Annotated in this window: 14 protein-coding genes; 10 read left to right on the forward strand and 4 right to left on the reverse strand. The window is 60.1% G+C overall.

Features of this window, described 5'->3' with window-relative positions:
* The first annotated feature begins 4 nt into the window (after positions 1-4).
* From hisG to hisC, 3 genes are all read left to right on the forward strand, one after another.
* Positions 5-640, forward strand: coding sequence for an ATP phosphoribosyltransferase (gene hisG / locus SOP97_RS18780; RefSeq protein ID WP_274086370.1), 636 nt, complete (start codon positions 5-7; stop codon positions 638-640).
* A gap of 123 nt (positions 641-763) precedes the next feature.
* Entirely contained in the window at positions 764-2,074 is a 1,311-nt protein-coding gene (gene hisD / locus SOP97_RS18785) for a histidinol dehydrogenase (RefSeq protein ID WP_322950448.1), read from the forward strand.
* 83 nt (positions 2,075-2,157) lie between these two features.
* Positions 2,158-3,210 (forward strand): histidinol-phosphate transaminase, encoded by a 1,053-nt coding sequence (gene hisC / locus SOP97_RS18790; RefSeq protein ID WP_322950449.1) that lies wholly within the window; start codon positions 2,158-2,160, stop codon positions 3,208-3,210.
* A gap of 105 nt (positions 3,211-3,315) precedes the next feature.
* Here hisC and algW read toward each other — a convergent pair whose 3' ends face one another.
* Positions 3,316-4,458, reverse strand: a complete 1,143-nt coding sequence (algW, locus tag SOP97_RS18795) for a Do family serine endopeptidase AlgW (protein ID WP_322950450.1) — start codon at positions 4,456-4,458, stop codon at positions 3,316-3,318.
* A gap of 112 nt (positions 4,459-4,570) precedes the next feature.
* Between algW and SOP97_RS18800 the strand changes: the two genes are divergently transcribed.
* The 3 genes from SOP97_RS18800 (at position 4,571) to cysN (ending at position 8,400) form a co-directional block, all read left to right on the forward strand.
* Entirely contained in the window at positions 4,571-5,329 is a 759-nt protein-coding gene (locus SOP97_RS18800; protein WP_322950451.1) for a Nif3-like dinuclear metal center hexameric protein, read from the forward strand.
* Between the two features lie 256 nt (positions 5,330-5,585).
* Positions 5,586-6,503, forward strand: a complete 918-nt coding sequence (gene cysD, locus SOP97_RS18805; protein WP_274086365.1) for a sulfate adenylyltransferase subunit CysD — start codon at positions 5,586-5,588, stop codon at positions 6,501-6,503.
* Position 6,504: 1 nt separating this feature from the next.
* A complete protein-coding gene (gene cysN, locus SOP97_RS18810) occupies positions 6,505-8,400 on the forward strand; it encodes a sulfate adenylyltransferase subunit CysN (protein WP_322950452.1) in 1,896 nt (631 codons plus the stop codon).
* A gap of 84 nt (positions 8,401-8,484) precedes the next feature.
* Here cysN and SOP97_RS18815 read toward each other — a convergent pair whose 3' ends face one another.
* Positions 8,485-8,922: a Z-ring associated ZapG family protein gene (locus SOP97_RS18815; protein WP_274086363.1), complete on the reverse strand. Its 438-nt coding sequence runs from the start codon at positions 8,920-8,922 to the stop codon at positions 8,485-8,487.
* Positions 8,923-9,049: 127 nt separating this feature from the next.
* On the opposite strand from SOP97_RS18815, the gene SOP97_RS18820 reads away from it, so the two are divergent.
* The 4 genes from SOP97_RS18820 (at position 9,050) to SOP97_RS18835 (ending at position 13,836) form a co-directional block, all read left to right on the forward strand.
* On the forward strand, positions 9,050-9,679 hold the full coding sequence (locus tag SOP97_RS18820; RefSeq protein ID WP_322950453.1) for an alpha/beta hydrolase: 630 nt from the start codon (positions 9,050-9,052) through the stop codon (positions 9,677-9,679).
* A 40-nt stretch (positions 9,680-9,719) separates the two neighbouring features.
* The gene (locus SOP97_RS18825; protein ID WP_322950454.1) at positions 9,720-11,066 is read left to right on the forward strand and encodes a tryptophan--tRNA ligase; all 1,347 of its coding nucleotides are present in this window, start codon (positions 9,720-9,722) and stop codon (positions 11,064-11,066) included.
* A gap of 185 nt (positions 11,067-11,251) precedes the next feature.
* On the forward strand, positions 11,252-12,346 hold the full coding sequence (gene zapE, locus SOP97_RS18830) for a cell division protein ZapE (protein ID WP_274086360.1): 1,095 nt from the start codon (positions 11,252-11,254) through the stop codon (positions 12,344-12,346).
* 140 nt (positions 12,347-12,486) lie between these two features.
* Complete coding sequence (locus SOP97_RS18835) at positions 12,487-13,836, forward strand: DEAD/DEAH box helicase (protein ID WP_322950455.1); 1,350 nt, start codon at positions 12,487-12,489, stop codon at positions 13,834-13,836.
* 2 nt (positions 13,837-13,838) lie between these two features.
* Here the strand turns inward: SOP97_RS18835 and SOP97_RS18840 are convergent, their stop codons facing one another.
* On the reverse strand, positions 13,839-14,300 hold the full coding sequence (locus SOP97_RS18840; protein ID WP_274086358.1) for a PAS domain-containing protein: 462 nt from the start codon (positions 14,298-14,300) through the stop codon (positions 13,839-13,841).
* Positions 14,301-14,311: 11 nt separating this feature from the next.
* The gene (locus SOP97_RS18845) at positions 14,312-15,313 is read right to left on the reverse strand and encodes a response regulator (protein ID WP_322950456.1); all 1,002 of its coding nucleotides are present in this window, start codon (positions 15,311-15,313) and stop codon (positions 14,312-14,314) included.
* Positions 15,314-15,376: the final 63 nt, after the last annotated feature.

The following is a 15,376-nucleotide window of genomic DNA, read 5'->3' on the forward strand; positions in this document are numbered from 1 at the left end:
GATCATGCTGACTATTGCTCTGTCCAAAGGTCGGATTCTCGACGACACCCTGCCGCTGCTCGCGGCAGCCGGCATCGAACCGACGGAAAATCCGGATAAAAGCCGCAAGCTGATTATCCCGACCACGCTGGATGACGTTCGCCTGTTGATCGTGCGTGCCACCGACGTGCCGACTTATGTTGAGCACGGCGCGGCCGACCTCGGTGTGGCGGGTAAGGACGTGCTTATGGAGTACGGCGGCCAGGGTTTGTATGAGCCACTGGACCTGCGTATTGCCCAGTGCAAACTGATGACCGCCGGTGCCGTCGGCGCGCCTGAGCCGAAAGGCCGGCTGCGGGTGGCGACCAAATTCGTCAACGTGGCCAAGCGTTATTACGCCGAGCAGGGCCGTCAGGTCGACATCATCAAGCTGTACGGCTCGATGGAGCTGGCGCCGCTGGTGGGCTTGGCCGACAAGATCATCGATGTGGTCGACACCGGCAACACCTTGCGTGCCAATGGCCTGGAAGCTCAGGAGTTGATCGCCACGATCAGCTCGCGCCTGGTGGTCAATAAGGCGTCGATGAAGATGCAGCATGCGCGTATTCAGCTGTTGATCGACACCCTGCGTGAAGCGGTCGAAGCGCGACACCCCCGCTAATACCCTCTGCGCGGCATTACGCCGCGCTTGCCTATCCGTGTCATAGCCAATTTTCTCGGGCGTCCATGCGGTGGGCTTGGTAGCCTAGCGACGCCCGAGCATTTGCCAATTAAGAGGCCCGCTATGACCGCTCCTATCGCTATCCGCCGACTCAATGCCGCTGACCAGGACTTTGCCCAGCATCTGGATCATCTGCTGAGCTGGGAAAGTGTCTCGGATGATGCGGTCAACTATCGCGTGCTGGATATCATCAAAGCCGTGCGTGAGCGTGGCGACGTTGCATTGGTCGAGTTCACCAAGCAGTTCGATGGCCTGGATGTCGCCTCGATGGCCGATCTGATACTGCCACGCGAGCGCCTGGAGCTGGCCCTGACCCGCATCACCGACGAGCAGCGCCGTGCGCTGGAAAAGGCCGCCGAACGTGTGCGGATTTACCACGAGCGGCAGAAGCAGGAGTCTTGGACCTACACCGAAGCTGACGGCACGGTGCTGGGGCAGAAGGTCACACCACTGGATCGCGCTGGCTTATATGTGCCAGGCGGTAAGGCTTCCTACCCATCCTCAGTGCTGATGAACGCCATTCCGGCCAAGGTCGCCGGCGTGCCGGAAGTGGTGATGGTGGTGCCGACGCCGCGCGGCGAGATCAATGAAATTGTGCTGGCTGCCGCCTGTATCGCAGGTGTAGACCGGGTGTTCACCATCGGTGGTGCCCAGGCTGTCGCCGCGCTGGCGTATGGCACTGAAAGCGTGCCGCCGGTAGACAAAATCGTTGGCCCCGGCAATATCTATGTCGCCACCGCCAAGCGCCACGTATTCGGCAAGGTCGGCATCGATATGATCGCTGGTCCCTCGGAAATTCTCGTGGTGTGCGATGGCCAGACCGATCCTGATTGGATCGCCATGGACCTGTTCTCCCAGGCCGAGCACGACGAAGACGCCCAGTCGATTCTGGTCAGCCCGGATGCGGCGTTCCTCGACCGCGTCGCCGAGAGCATCGCCAAGCTGCTGCCGACCCTGGAGCGCGAGACGATTGCCCGCACTTCCCTTGAAGGCCGTGGAGCACTGATCCAGGTCGCTGATATGGCGCAGGCCATTGAAGTTGCGAACCGCATTGCGCCAGAGCACTTGGAGCTGTCGGTGGAAAACCCCGAGCAGTACCTGCCGCTGATCCGTCATGCGGGCGCGATCTTTATGGGTCGTTACACCGCCGAAGCCTTGGGTGATTACTGCGCCGGGCCCAACCACGTGCTGCCAACCTCCGGCACGGCGCGCTATTCCTCGCCGCTGGGGGTGTATGACTTCCAGAAGCGCTCGTCGATCATCCATTGCTCGGCAGAAGGTGCTTCTGAGTTGGGCAAGGTCGCCAGTGTGCTGGCCCGTGGCGAGTCGCTAACTGCCCACGCCCGCAGCGCCGAGTACCGCATCAAGAACTAACGAGCGAATGTAGGATGGGTTGAGCGAAGCGATACCCATCAGCGCCGCCAATGACCGCAACGAATTCGAGGAGAGAAGGGCAGATGAGCAAATTCTGGAGCCCCTTCGTCAAAGACCTGGTGCCTTATGTGCCGGGTGAGCAGCCGAAACTGGCCAAGCTGGTCAAACTCAACACCAATGAAAATCCCTATGGCCCGTCGCCCAAGGCCATCGCCGCCATGCAGGCCGAGGTCAATGACAACCTTCGCCTGTATCCGGACCCGAACAGCGACCGGCTCAAGCAAGCGGTGGCCGATTATTACGGGGTGCAAGCGGCTCAGGTTTTCGTCGGCAATGGTTCCGATGAAGTGTTGGCGCACGCCTTCCACGGTCTGTTTCAGCACGGCCAGCCGCTTCTGTTTCCGGACATCAGCTATAGCTTCTATCCAGTGTACTGCGGCCTGTATGGCATCGATTCCGTGCAGGTGCCGCTGGATGAGCAGTTCCAGATTCGCGTGGAAGATTACATGCGGCCCAACGGGGGCATCATCTTCCCTAATCCGAATGCGCCGACTGGTTGCGCCCTGGGCCTAGACGCCATCGAACGACTGCTCAAGGCCAACAGCGATACCGTGGTGCTGGTCGACGAGGCCTATATCGATTTTGGCGGCGAGACGGCGATCAGCCTGGTGGATAAATACCCAAACCTGCTGGTTAGCCAGACGTTGTCCAAGTCGCGTTCCCTGGCTGGGCTGCGGGTCGGTATTGCGGTCGGTCACCCGGACCTGATCGAGGCGCTTGAGCGGATCAAAAACAGCTTCAATTCTTATCCGCTGGATCGCATGGCAATTGCAGGTGCGGCGGCAGCGTTTGCGGACAAGGCGTATTTCCAGCAAACCTGTCAGCAGGTGATCGACAACCGTGAGGTTATGGTGGCGGGGCTGGAGAAGCTCGGCTTTGCGGTGTTGCCTTCGGCGGCGAACTTTGTCTTTGCTCGTCACCCGGAGAAAGATGCCGCGACCCTGGCAACGGGCTTGCGTGAACAGGGCGTGATCGTGCGCCACTTCAAGCAGCAGCGCATTGCCCAGTTCCTGCGTATCACCATTGGTACGCCAGAGCAGAATCAAGCACTGCTGGAGGCCCTGCAAAGCCTCTAATCTGAAGTGTTTAAAAAAGCCGGAGCGCTATAGCGTTCCGGCTTTTTTTATGCCGCCTTAGATGTGCAGCCGCTTTACGACGGGGGCGACAGGGCGCAGAGCGGATTATTTTTCGTTGACGGGGGGGCGGACGCCAATTTCGGCGCTCAATTGCATGGGCTCGCCGTTGCGCAGAATGTCGATGCGGATCCGTTCGCCTGGCTTGGCGCGCGCGACCTGGTTCATTGAGCTGCGGCCGTCACTGGCCGCTTCACCGGCGATCCTGAGGATTAGATCACCCGGTTGCAGGCCGGCCTTTTGTGCTGGGCCGTCACGGTAGATGCCAGCCACTATGATGCCGGGACGACCCTCCAGTCCGAAGGACTCGGCCAGCTCTGGGGTTAGCGGTTGCACCTCGATACCCAGCCAGCCACGAATCACCTGGCCGTGCTCGATAATCGCCTGCATCACTTCCATCGCCAGTTTCACCGGGATGGCAAAGCCAATGCCTTGGGAGCCACCGGATTTGGAAAAAATCGCGGTGTTAATACCAATCAGGTTGCCGTAGGCATCCACCAGCGCGCCGCCCGAGTTGCCCGGGTTGATCGCCGCATCGGTCTGGATGAAATCTTCGTAGGTGTTGAGGCCCAGTTGGTTGCGCCCGGTGGCGCTGATGATGCCCATGGTCACGGTCTGGCCGACGCCGAAGGGGTTGCCGATGGCCAGGCTGACATCGCCAATACGGATGTTGTCCGAGCGGCCGAGAATGATAAACGGCAGGTCCGGCAGGTCAATTTTCAACACCGCGAGATCGGTTTCCGGGTCACTGCCAATCAGTCGTGCCAGGGTTTCGCGGCCATCTTTTAGCGCCACCACGATCTGATCGGCATCGGCGACCACGTGGTTGTTGGTCAGCAGGTAGCCTTCCGGGCTCATGATCACAGCCGAGCCCAGGCTCGACTCCATGCGCCGCTGTTTGGGCAGGTTGTCACCGAAGAACTTGCGGAACTGCGGGTCCTCGAACAGCGGGTGGGTCGGCTTGTTGACGAACTTGGTGGTGTACAGGTTGGCGACCGCCGGGGACGCGGTGGTGACTGCCTCGGCATAGGACACCGGCCCTTCCTGCATGCGGCTGTAGAACGGGGCCTGGCGCACATGCACGTCCTGTCCCGGCAAACCGACCCATTGCGGGAAATATTGCATGATCAGCAGTGCCAGGAGCACACCGACCAGTAGGGGCCAGCCGAAGGGACGCAGGGCCTTGAGCATTGAAACAATCCTGAGGGTTGCAGGGCAGCAAGTGCGGCCCTTAAGGTGCGCCATTATAGAGAGGCGACTGATAATAAAGCAGCGTCTCGTAACGCTTGATTAAGGACATTCTATGGCTATTGCCCTGACGACCCTGGTGGACGAAGCCGATCGCTTTCTTAACGCCGCGCGTATCAGCGACTACTGCCCCAATGGCTTACAGGTAGAAGGACGGCCGCAGGTCCGGCGTATCGTCAGTGGCGTCACCGCCAGTCAGGCGTTACTGGACGCTGCCGTTGAGGCCGATGCCGACGTGGTGCTGGTGCACCATGGCTACTTTTGGAAGGGCGAGAACCCCTGCGTCACCGGGATCAAACGCCGCCGCCTGCAAACCTTGCTGGGCAACGACATCAGCTTGCTGGCTTATCACCTGCCGCTGGATGTCCACCCTGAGGTGGGCAATAACGTGCAATTGGCGGCGCAACTGGGCATCACTGTTGAGGGACCGCTGGAACCCGATAATCTGCGCACCGTAGGGCTGATCGGCTCATTGGCTGAAGCGATGACGGCGCAGGATTTTGCCGCGCATGTGCAGCGGGTGCTAGGGCGTGAGCCACTGTTGGTCGAAGGCGAGGGCATGATCCGTCGAGTGGGTTGGTGCACTGGCGGTGGTCAGGGCTATATCGACCAGGCCATCGCCGCCGGGGTTGATCTGTATTTGACCGGCGAGGCCTCAGAACAGACCTTCCACAGCGCGCGCGAAAATGGCGTCAGCTTTATTGCCGCCGGCCACCACGCCACTGAGCGTTACGGTGTGCAGGCGCTGGGCGATTACCTGGCCCGGCGCTTTGCGATTGAACATCTGTTTATCGATTGCCCCAACCCCATCTGAGTATTCCTGCAGCCGCCCGCACCCTTCGGCCATTTGATTCCCTAGCGGGGGCTGCTCGGTTATTACTGTCGCCGGTCATTGTGCCGAGCCTGGCTCTGCTTCGTGAGGTCGTTAATGGGCGCGGGGCGTCTATTTTGCTGGCATAAAGCTAGATCGTTTCGATCTAACCAGTCTCCTGATTAGACAAAGGTGCTGTGCTAGAGTGCCGTCTCGTCCACGGCCATCGGCCTAAACACATCGCCATTCGTGAGTAGCCATGCTCGATAAACTGACCCACCTGAAACAGCTGGAGGCGGAAAGTATCCACATCATTCGTGAAGTGGCCGCCGAATTCGACAACCCGGTAATGCTCTATTCCATCGGTAAAGACTCTGCCGTGATGCTGCACCTGGCACGCAAGGCGTTCTTTCCGGGCAAGCTGCCGTTTCCGGTGATGCACGTTGATACGCGCTGGAAGTTTCAGGAGATGTACAGCTTCCGCGAGAAAATGGTTAACGAGTACGGCCTGGACCTGATCACCCACACCAACCCCGATGGCGTGGCGCAGGACATGAACCCCTTCACCTACGGCAGCGCCAAGCACACCGACGTGATGAAGACCGAGGGGCTCAAGCAAGCGCTGGATAAATATGGCTTCGATGCTGCCTTCGGTGGCGCGCGCCGCGATGAAGAGAAGTCGCGGGCCAAAGAGCGTGTGTACTCCTTCCGCGACAGCAAGCACCGCTGGGACCCGAAGAATCAGCGCCCTGAGCTGTGGAATGTGTACAACGGCAACGTCAAGAAGGGCGAGTCGATCCGCGTATTCCCGCTGTCCAACTGGACCGAGCTGGATATCTGGCAGTACATCTACCTGGAAAGCATCCCGATTGTGCCGCTGTATTTCGCTGCCGAGCGCGAAGTGATCGAGATGAACGGCGCGCTGATCATGATCGACGACGAGCGCATCCTCGAGCACCTTACCCCTGAGCAAAAAGCCAGCATCCATAAAAAGATGGTGCGCTTCCGTACCCTCGGCTGCTACCCACTGACGGGGGCGGTGGAGTCCACGGCAACCAGCTTGCCGGAGATTATTCAGGAAATGCTGTTGGCCAAAACCTCTGAGCGCCAAGGCCGCGTCATCGACCATGACTCCGCCGGCTCGATGGAAGAGAAGAAACGTCAGGGGTACTTTTAATATGTCGCATCAATCCGATTTGATCAGCGAGGACATCCTCGCCTATCTGGGCCAGCACGAGCGTAAAGAGCTGCTGCGTTTTCTTACCTGCGGCAACGTCGATGACGGCAAAAGCACGCTGATCGGCCGTTTGTTGCATGACTCCAAGATGATCTACGAAGACCATCTGGATGCCATCACCAAAGACTCGAAGAAATCCGGCACCACGGGTGAAGAGGTCGACTTGGCGCTGCTGGTCGACGGCCTGCAGGCCGAGCGCGAGCAAGGCATCACCATCGATGTGGCCTACCGCTATTTCAGCACCACCAAACGCAAGTTCATCATCGCCGACACCCCCGGCCATGAGCAGTACACCCGTAACATGGCCACCGGTGCATCCAACTGCGACCTGGCGATTATTCTGATCGACGCGCGTTATGGCGTGCAGACGCAGACCAAGCGTCACAGCTTTATTGCCTCCTTGCTGGGCATCAAGCACATCGTCATTGCGGTCAACAAAATGGACCTCAAAGGCTTCGATCAGGGCGTGTTTGAGCAGATCAAGGCCGATTACCTGGCGTTCGTCGAAGGCATTGCCTTCAAGCCAAGCTCGATGCACTTCGTGCCGATGTCGGCGCTGAAGGGCGACAACGTGGTGAACAAGAGCGAGCAATCGCCTTGGTACACCGGCCAGTCGTTGATGGAAATTCTTGAAACGGTAGAAGTGGCGGGCGACCGTAATTTCGACGACCTGCGCTTCCCGGTGCAGTACGTTAACCGCCCCAACCTGAACTTCCGTGGTTTCGCCGGCACCCTGGCCAGCGGCATCGTGCGCAAGGGCGACGAGGTTGTGGCGTTGCCATCGGGCAAGGGCAGTAAGGTCAAATCCATCGTCACCTTCGACGGTGAGCTGGAGCAGGCCGGCCCTGGCCAGGCCATCACCATCACCCTAGAAGACGAAATCGACGTCTCGCGCGGCGACATGCTGGTGCACAGCGACAACCGTCCACAGGTGGTCGACAGCTTCGACGCCATGCTGGTGTGGATGGCCGAAGAGCCGATGCTGCCGGGCAAGAAGTACGACATCAAGCGCGCGACCAGTTATGTGCCAGGCTCGATTGCCAGCATCGCTCATCGGGTGGATGTAAATACCCTGGAAGAGGGCGCAGCGAGCAGCCTGCAACTCAACGAAATCGGCCAGGTGCGTATCGCTCTGGACGCACCGATTGCGCTGGACGGCTACGCGCACAACCGCACCACTGGCGCGTTTATCGTTATTGATCGCCTGACTAACGGCACTGTCGGTGCCGGCATGATCATCGCCGAACCTGTGGGCGGTAACGGTGGCCATCACGGCCAGCTGGCTCATGTATCTACCGAGGAGCGTGCCACGCGTTTCGGTCAGCAGCCCGCGACCGTGCTGTTCAGCGGCCTGTCCGGCGCCGGCAAAAGCACTCTGGCCTATGCCGTAGAGCGCAAGCTGTTCGACTCTGGTCGTGCGGTGTATGTGCTGGATGGGCAGAACCTGCGTCACGACCTAAACAAGGGCCTGCCGCAGGACCGTGCTGGGCGTACCGAGAACTGGCGGCGTGCCGCCCACGTAGCGCGGCAGTTCAACGAGGCTGGCCTGCTGACACTGGCGGCCTTCGTCGCGCCGGATGCCGAAGGTCGTGAGCAGGCCAAGGCGCTGATTGGCGCTGAACGCTTGATCACCGTCTACGTGCAGGCCTCACCGCAAGTCTGCGCCGAACGTGACCCGCAGGGCCTGTATGCGGCCGGCGGCGACAATATCCCGGGCGAGTCCTTCCCTTACGACGTGCCACTGAATGCCGATCTGGTGATCGACACGCAGGCGCTGTCGGTGGAGGAGAGTGTCAAACAGGTATTGGCACTGCTGCGCGAGCGTGGCGCGATTTAAATCCGCTGCGCAATAAAAAGCCCCGCCAAGTGCGGGGCTTTTTATTGTCGGCTAAAGAACCAGAGGCGGCGGCAAGAGCAGCGCTTACTTTTTCTTTAAGCCGTAGCTCTCATCCAGCATGCCTGGCACGTCGGCGCTTTTCGGTGCGTAGTCCTTGGGCATTTCGTGGTGGGCTGGAGCTTTCAGGCGCTCACGTTTTTCACCGCTGTCTTCAGCATGCAGGGTGGCCAGCAAGCGTTGGCGAGTCAGCTCGTCCAGGGCCAGGCGGTTAGCCCCTTCGGACAGATGTTGCTGCACATCGAGCTGGGTTTGGCTGAGCTTCTTCACCAAATTGGCGGTGGTGTTGAAGTGGGTAACCACCTCGCTCTGATAGGTGTCGAAGCGTTCTTGAATTTCGTCAAGTTGGCGTTGGGTGCGGCTGGGGGCCGCATTGGGTGCCAGGCGCGCAATCAGGAAGCCAATGGCAATGCCAGCTACCAGGGTAATGGCGGGTAGCAACCAGGCGGTAAGCGTCTGTTCCACGAGTCCTTCCTCTCTAAACGGCTTTGCTTTACGTTAACGGCTCGAACCTGCGCTGTATAGCCGAATGATGTGCGGCGCAGGCTGTAGCTAGACGAGTCGACCCACTGCGAGGTCACGGAGTTCCCTGTTGCTCACCCGCGAAACCCCCATGATGATTGCCGGCCCCTGCGGCCAACTCGAAGCCCTGTGGCTGGACACCCCTGATGCCCGTGGTGTGGCGTTGATCTGTCACCCTAATCCAGTGCAAGGCGGCACCATGCTCAATAAGGTGGTTTCCACCTTGCAGCGCACCGCCCGTGACAGTGGCCTAGCCACCTTACGTTTTAATTACCGCGGCGTCGGTGCCAGCGCTGGCAGCCACGATATGGCCAGCGGCGAGGTGGATGATGCCGAGGCTGTGGCCCTGTGGCTGCGCCAGCAATATCCTGACTTGCCGCTGACCTTGCTCGGTTTCTCCTTTGGCGGCTTTGTCGCCGCCGCCTTGGGCGCGCGTTTGGAAGCTCAAGGCCTGACGGTTAATAAGCTCTTTATGGTCGCCCCAGCGGTGCACCGGCTGACCGCGGAGCATCCTCCGGCGAGCAACTGTCCACTGATCCTGATCCAGCCAGAAGACGATGAAGTGATCGACCCGCAGGTGGTTTACGCCTGGTCGGCGGCACTCGGGCGTGCCCATGAGCTGCTGAAAGTGGCAGAATGCGGGCACTTTTTTCACGGCAAGCTGACGGATCTGAAGGATCTCTTACTGCCGCGTCTCTGACCCTACAGGCCGTCTGCGCCTGAGTTGATAAGCGAACGTTATGACCACTCGTATCCTTACCGGCATCACCACCACCGGCACCCCGCATTTGGGTAACTATGCGGGGGCGATTCGTCCTGCGATCGTCGCTAGCCGCGCCGCCGATGCCGATTCGTTCTATTTTCTGGCCGACTACCATGCGCTGATCAAGTGCGACGACCCCGCGCGTATTCAGCGTTCACGCCTGGAAATCGCCGCCACCTGGCTGGCGCTGGGGCTGGATGTCGACAAGGCGACCTTCTACCGCCAGTCAGATATTCCCGAGATTCCTGAGCTGTGCTGGCTGCTCACCTGCGTGGCCGGCAAAGGGCTGCTGAATCGCGCCCACGCCTACAAAGCCTCGGTGGACAAGAACGTCGAGCAGGGCGAAGACCCGGATGCGGGCATCACCATGGGCCTGTTCAGCTACCCGGTGCTGATGGCGGCGGACATTCTGATGTTCAACGCGCACAAAGTACCGGTCGGCCGCGACCAGATTCAGCACGTGGAAATGGCCCGTGATATCGCTCAGCGCTTCAATCACCTGTTCGGTCAAGGCAAAGAGCTGTTCACCCTGCCTGAAGCGGTGATCGAAGAAGACGTGGCCACCTTGCCCGGCCTTGACGGGCGCAAAATGAGCAAAAGCTACGACAACACCATCCCGTTGTTCGGCAGCGCCAAGCAGCTCAAGGATGCCGTGGCGCGTATCGTCACCGACTCCAAACTGCCGGGCGAGGCCAAAGACCCCGACAACTCGCACCTGTTCACCCTCTACCAAGCCTTTGCCGCCCCGACTCAGCAGGCGGACTTCCGTGCTGCGCTGGAAGGCGGTATGGCCTGGGGTGAAGCCAAGCAGGCGCTGTGTAACCTGCTGGAAACCGAGTTGGGCGAAGCCCGCGAGCGTTATCACGCGCTGATCAGCAAGCCTGCCGATCTGGAAGACATCCTCCTAGCTGGTGCCGCCAAGGCGCGTAAGACCGCTACGCCGTTCCTCGGCGAGCTGCGTGAGGCCGTGGGCCTACGTTCTTTCCGCAGCCAGGCGACCAGCGGCGCCAGCGAGAAGAAAAAGGCCGGTAAAACTGCGCGCTTTGTCAGCTTCCGTGACGACGACGGCAGCTTCCGCTTCCGCCTGCTGGATGCCGCCGGCGAGCAGTTGCTGCTGTCCAAGTCCTTTGCCGACGGCAAGGCTGCCGGCATGGCTAATAAGCGCCTCCAGTCAGGCGAGGCATTGGATGTGCGCGAGCAGGACGGTGGTTTCGGTGTCTGGTTGGACGACGAGTGCGTGGCGCAGAGCCCGGCGTTTGCCGATAGCAGCGCCAGTCAGGCGGCTATCCAGCGTCTGCGTGAGGCGTTGGCGCCTCAGGATTAACGCAGAGATGGCTTTGTGGGAGGGGCTTTAGCCGCGACAGCTTTTCGGTATTGCTGTGCCGCGGCTAAAGCGGAGTGCGGCCCAGCCCTTTCTACTGGTCGCTACGCCGCCTATAAGCTGGTTGCCAAGTAACGGGGGCGTCGCTAAAGTGACGCCCCCGTTTTACTTGCCCGGCTAACGAATTTATGACGCCCTTAGAACGCTACCAGGCTGACCTCAAACGCCCCGATTTTTTCCATGATGCCGCCCAGGAAACAGCGGTGCGTCATCTGCAGCGCCTGTATGACGACCTGGTCGCCAGCGAAAGCGTATCGACAGGTTTGTTTGGCAAGCTGTTTGGCAAAAAGCCTCCGGTGCCTGTTAAGGGGCTGTATTTCTGGGGTGGCGTAGGGCGCGGCAAGACCTACCTGGTGGATACCTTCTTCGACGCGCTGCCGTTCGAGCGCAAGGTGCGCACCCACTTCCACCGCTTTATGAAGCGCGTGCACGAAGAAATGCGCACCCTTAAGGGCGAGAAGAACCCGCTGACCATCATTGGCAAGCGTTTCGCTGATGAGGCGCGGGTGATTTGCTTCGACGAGTTCTTCGTCTCCGACATTACCGATGCGATGATTCTGGCGACCCTGATGGAAGAGTTGTTCAAGAACGGCGTAAGCCTGGTGGCGACCTCCAACATCGTGCCTGACGGTCTGTACAGAGATGGCCTGCAGCGCGCGCGCTTCCTACCCGCAATTGCCCTGTTGAAGCAGCACACCGATATCGTCAACGTCGACAGCGGTATTGATTACCGCCTGCGCGCGTTGGAGCAAGCTGAGCTGTTCCACTGGCCGCTGGGTACGGCCGCTGAAGAAAGCCTGCAGAAGAGCTTTACCAGCCTGTTGCCCGAGCATTGCGTGGTGCAGGAAAACGAGCCGTTGATGATCGAGAGCCGGGCCATTACCGCGCGCAAGGTCGGTGACGACGTGGCCTGGTTTGAGTTCCGCGAACTGTGCGACGGCCCGCGTAGCCAGAATGACTACATCGAGTTAGGCAAGATCTTCCATGCGGTGATCCTGGCCAATGTCGAGCAGATGAGCGTGGCCAAGGAAGACATGGCGCGGCGTTTTATCAACTTGGTGGACGAGTTTTACGACCGCAACGTCAAGCTGATTATCTCCGCCGAGGTAGAACTGAAAGACCTCTACACCGGCGGTCGGCTGACCTTCGAATTCCAGCGCACCCTCAGCCGTCTGCTGGAAATGCAGTCGCATGAGTTTCTCGCGCGCCCGCACAAGCCCTGATCCAGCGCTCTTACGTTTGCCTACAAAGCCCGGATTAATCCGGGCTTTGTACTTGCTGGCCCGCTGAAGACAAACGGGTCGCCAGTGCCCAGGCAGGATAAACTCTGCACCATCGCCTTTTAGCTCTTTGTGGTAACCCTATGACCTTTGCCTCCCTCGGCCTGATCGAGCCTTTGCTGCGCACCCTCGACAGCCTTGATTACAAAACGCCCACTGCCGTCCAGGCGCAGGCCATTGTGCCTGTCCTGCAGGGCCGCGATCTGATGGCCGCTGCGCAGACCGGCACCGGCAAGACCGCCGGCTTTGCCTTGCCGGTGCTGCAGCGGCTGATGATGGAAGGGCCGCAGGTGGCGAGCAACTCGGTGCGCGCGCTGGTGCTGGTGCCAACGCGTGAGCTGGCCGAGCAGGTGCTGCAGAGCTTTATCACCTACGGGCAGCACCTGCCGTTGCGCAGTTATGCGGTGTATGGCGGGGTCAGTATCAACCCGCAGATGATGAAGCTGCGTAAAGGCCTCGACGTGCTGGTGGCCACTCCAGGCCGCTTGCTCGACCTCTATCGGCAGAATGCGGTGAAGTTCAACCAGGTGCAGACCCTGGTGCTGGACGAAGCCGACCGTATGCTCGACCTGGGTTTTGCCAACGAGCTGGAGAGTGTGTTCCGCGCATTGCCGAAAAAGCGCCAGACCCTGCTGTTTTCCGCGACCTTCTCCGAAGCCATCCGCAGCATGGCCGGCGAGATGCTCAATGACCCGCTGAGCATCGAGGTCAGCCCGCGCAACGCCGCCGCCAAGTCGGTTAAACAGTGGCTGATTCCTGTGGACAAGAAGCGCAAGAGCGAGCTGTTTTTGCACCTCTACCAGACTAAGCGCTGGAGCCAGGCGCTGGTCTTTGTGAAAACCCGCAAGGGCGTCGATGAGCTGGAGGGCGAGCTGCAGCGCCACGGCATCAGCGCCGACTCGATCCATGGCGATAAGCCGCAGGCCACGCGCCAGCGCGCCCTACAGCGCTTCAAGGATGGCGAGGTCAAGGTGCTGGTGGCCACCGATGTGGCGGCCCGTGGGCTGGATATCGACACCATGCCGCTGGTGGTGAATTTCGACCTGCCGATTGTGGCCGAGGATTATGTGCACCGCATCGGTCGTACCGGACGTGCGGGCTCCACTGGGCAGGCGGTGTCGCTGGTCTGCGCCGATGAGGTGCAATTGCTGTCAGCCATCGAAACCCTGACCCAGCAGGTGTTGCAGCGCATCGACGAGCCCGACTTTATCCCCGATCACCGCGTGCCGCAGACGCTGCCCGGTGGCCAGGTGGTGAAAAAGCCGAAGAAAGCCAAGAAGCCGAAAGTAGTCGGCGGCGGCAAGGGCGGTAGCCTGGGCCGCTGGATGGAAGCTGACGAACCGGTCGCGCCGGACGTTAAGGCGGTGCGCAAAGTGCCGAGCTTTGGCGGTAAAGCAGGCAAACCGGCCAAGCCCGGTAAATTCGTTAAGTAATCTCAGGCGCGGCTGGCGGCTTGGGCTGCTGCTAGCTGCTTCTTGTGGGTGGCGGCGGCGGTCATGTCGTAGATCACCACGCAGATGTGTTCGACCTCACCTGTGGCGCCTGCCAGCGGCAGCAGGGTGACATTCTGGTACATAAAGTCTTCCTGGCCGGTGATCGGCTGGTAGTTCTTGAAGTGCATCAGGTAGGGGTGTTGCTCCCACAAACTGAAGGCACGAGTGCCCAGCTGCACCACGGTGTCGACCTTACGTTTTAGCCAGGCCTCGTCGATCTCCTGAAACAGGCTAAACAGCGTTTTGCCGTGAACTTCATCTGGGCCCAGGCCCGAGTGGTTTTCCATAAAGCTGTTCCACACCTCGACCTGATACTGGCGGTCGAGGACGATGACGCCAACATCAATGCACTGCACGATGTCGAGCAGCCAGTGCACCTCTTTAATATCTATTTGTGCGGGCATTGGCGTACCGCCTAGTTCATCAGGTAGTTGATTTTGTTGGTCAGGCGCTTGATCGAGTCTTCGGTAAACAGCAGCAGGAGGTCGAAGTGGATGTTATGCGCCTCCAGGCTGTAGCTGACTTCCACTGCCAGGGTTTTCTTCCAGCGGCGCTGATTGAGCTGAATCAGTTGCTCGATGGAGGCGTGCTGGCCAAGCAGCTGCGGGTGGCCCTGGGAAAACCGTACATCGATCTGCTCGGCGATGCCTGAAAGGCAGGCGCCGATGATGATGCTGGACAGGTCCAGCAGCATCTCCGAGGTTTCCAAATCGTCTTTTGGCTGCCAGTTGAGTAGGCGCGCCATATCGGCGACTTCCGAATCATGGAACAGCAGCAGTGCTTCACCGGCAATGCCGTCACCGATAAAGCCCTGGCACACCGCGCTCATGCGCTCACCGTGCATGGCGTCGGTGAGGGTCATGTGAAGTTCGCTGACTTCGAAAATATTCACTTGCGGTACGGGCAGCCGTACGAATACCCCGAGTGCCTTGGCCAGTAACGCCGCGGCGCGGCCCATGGCGACGTTGGTGACCTCGCGCAAGGCGTCGCGGAAATTGACCTTCAGCTCATCAAGCACTGCCGCCTGGGCGATGGCGCTAGGCGTCGCCTTGGGGTCGAACAGGCCGAGTTCGAGCAAGGTGGCACGCAGTATTTCGGGTTCTGCAGGTTTCTTGATAAAAGCCAGGGCGCCGAGCGCTTTAACGCGGCGCAGCGCTTCTTCCTGCACGTCGCCGGAAACCACCAGCACCTTGCAAGCCAGGCCCTCGGCGCGAATGGCGGCGAGGGTTTCGTAGCCGTCCATAACCGGCATGGTCAGGTCCAGCAGTATGACCTGAGCCAAGCCCTGGCGCACTGCGGCAAGGGCTTCCTGGCCGTTAGTTGCTTGGCTGATGGTCACCGGCCATTCGGGCGGTAGGGCGCGGATCAATTGCTTGCGCGCCATGTTCGAGTCGTCGCAGACCACTAGTGGAATCACGTCTGGAGAGTCCCTGTGCGCGTGGAAGAACACCGCTCATGGGCGGCTGTGTGCAAGCATAGC

The sequence above is a fragment of the Pseudomonas spirodelae genome (genome assembly GCF_034653255.1).
GTDB classification, from domain to species: Bacteria; Pseudomonadota; Gammaproteobacteria; order Pseudomonadales; family Pseudomonadaceae; genus Aquipseudomonas; species Aquipseudomonas spirodelae.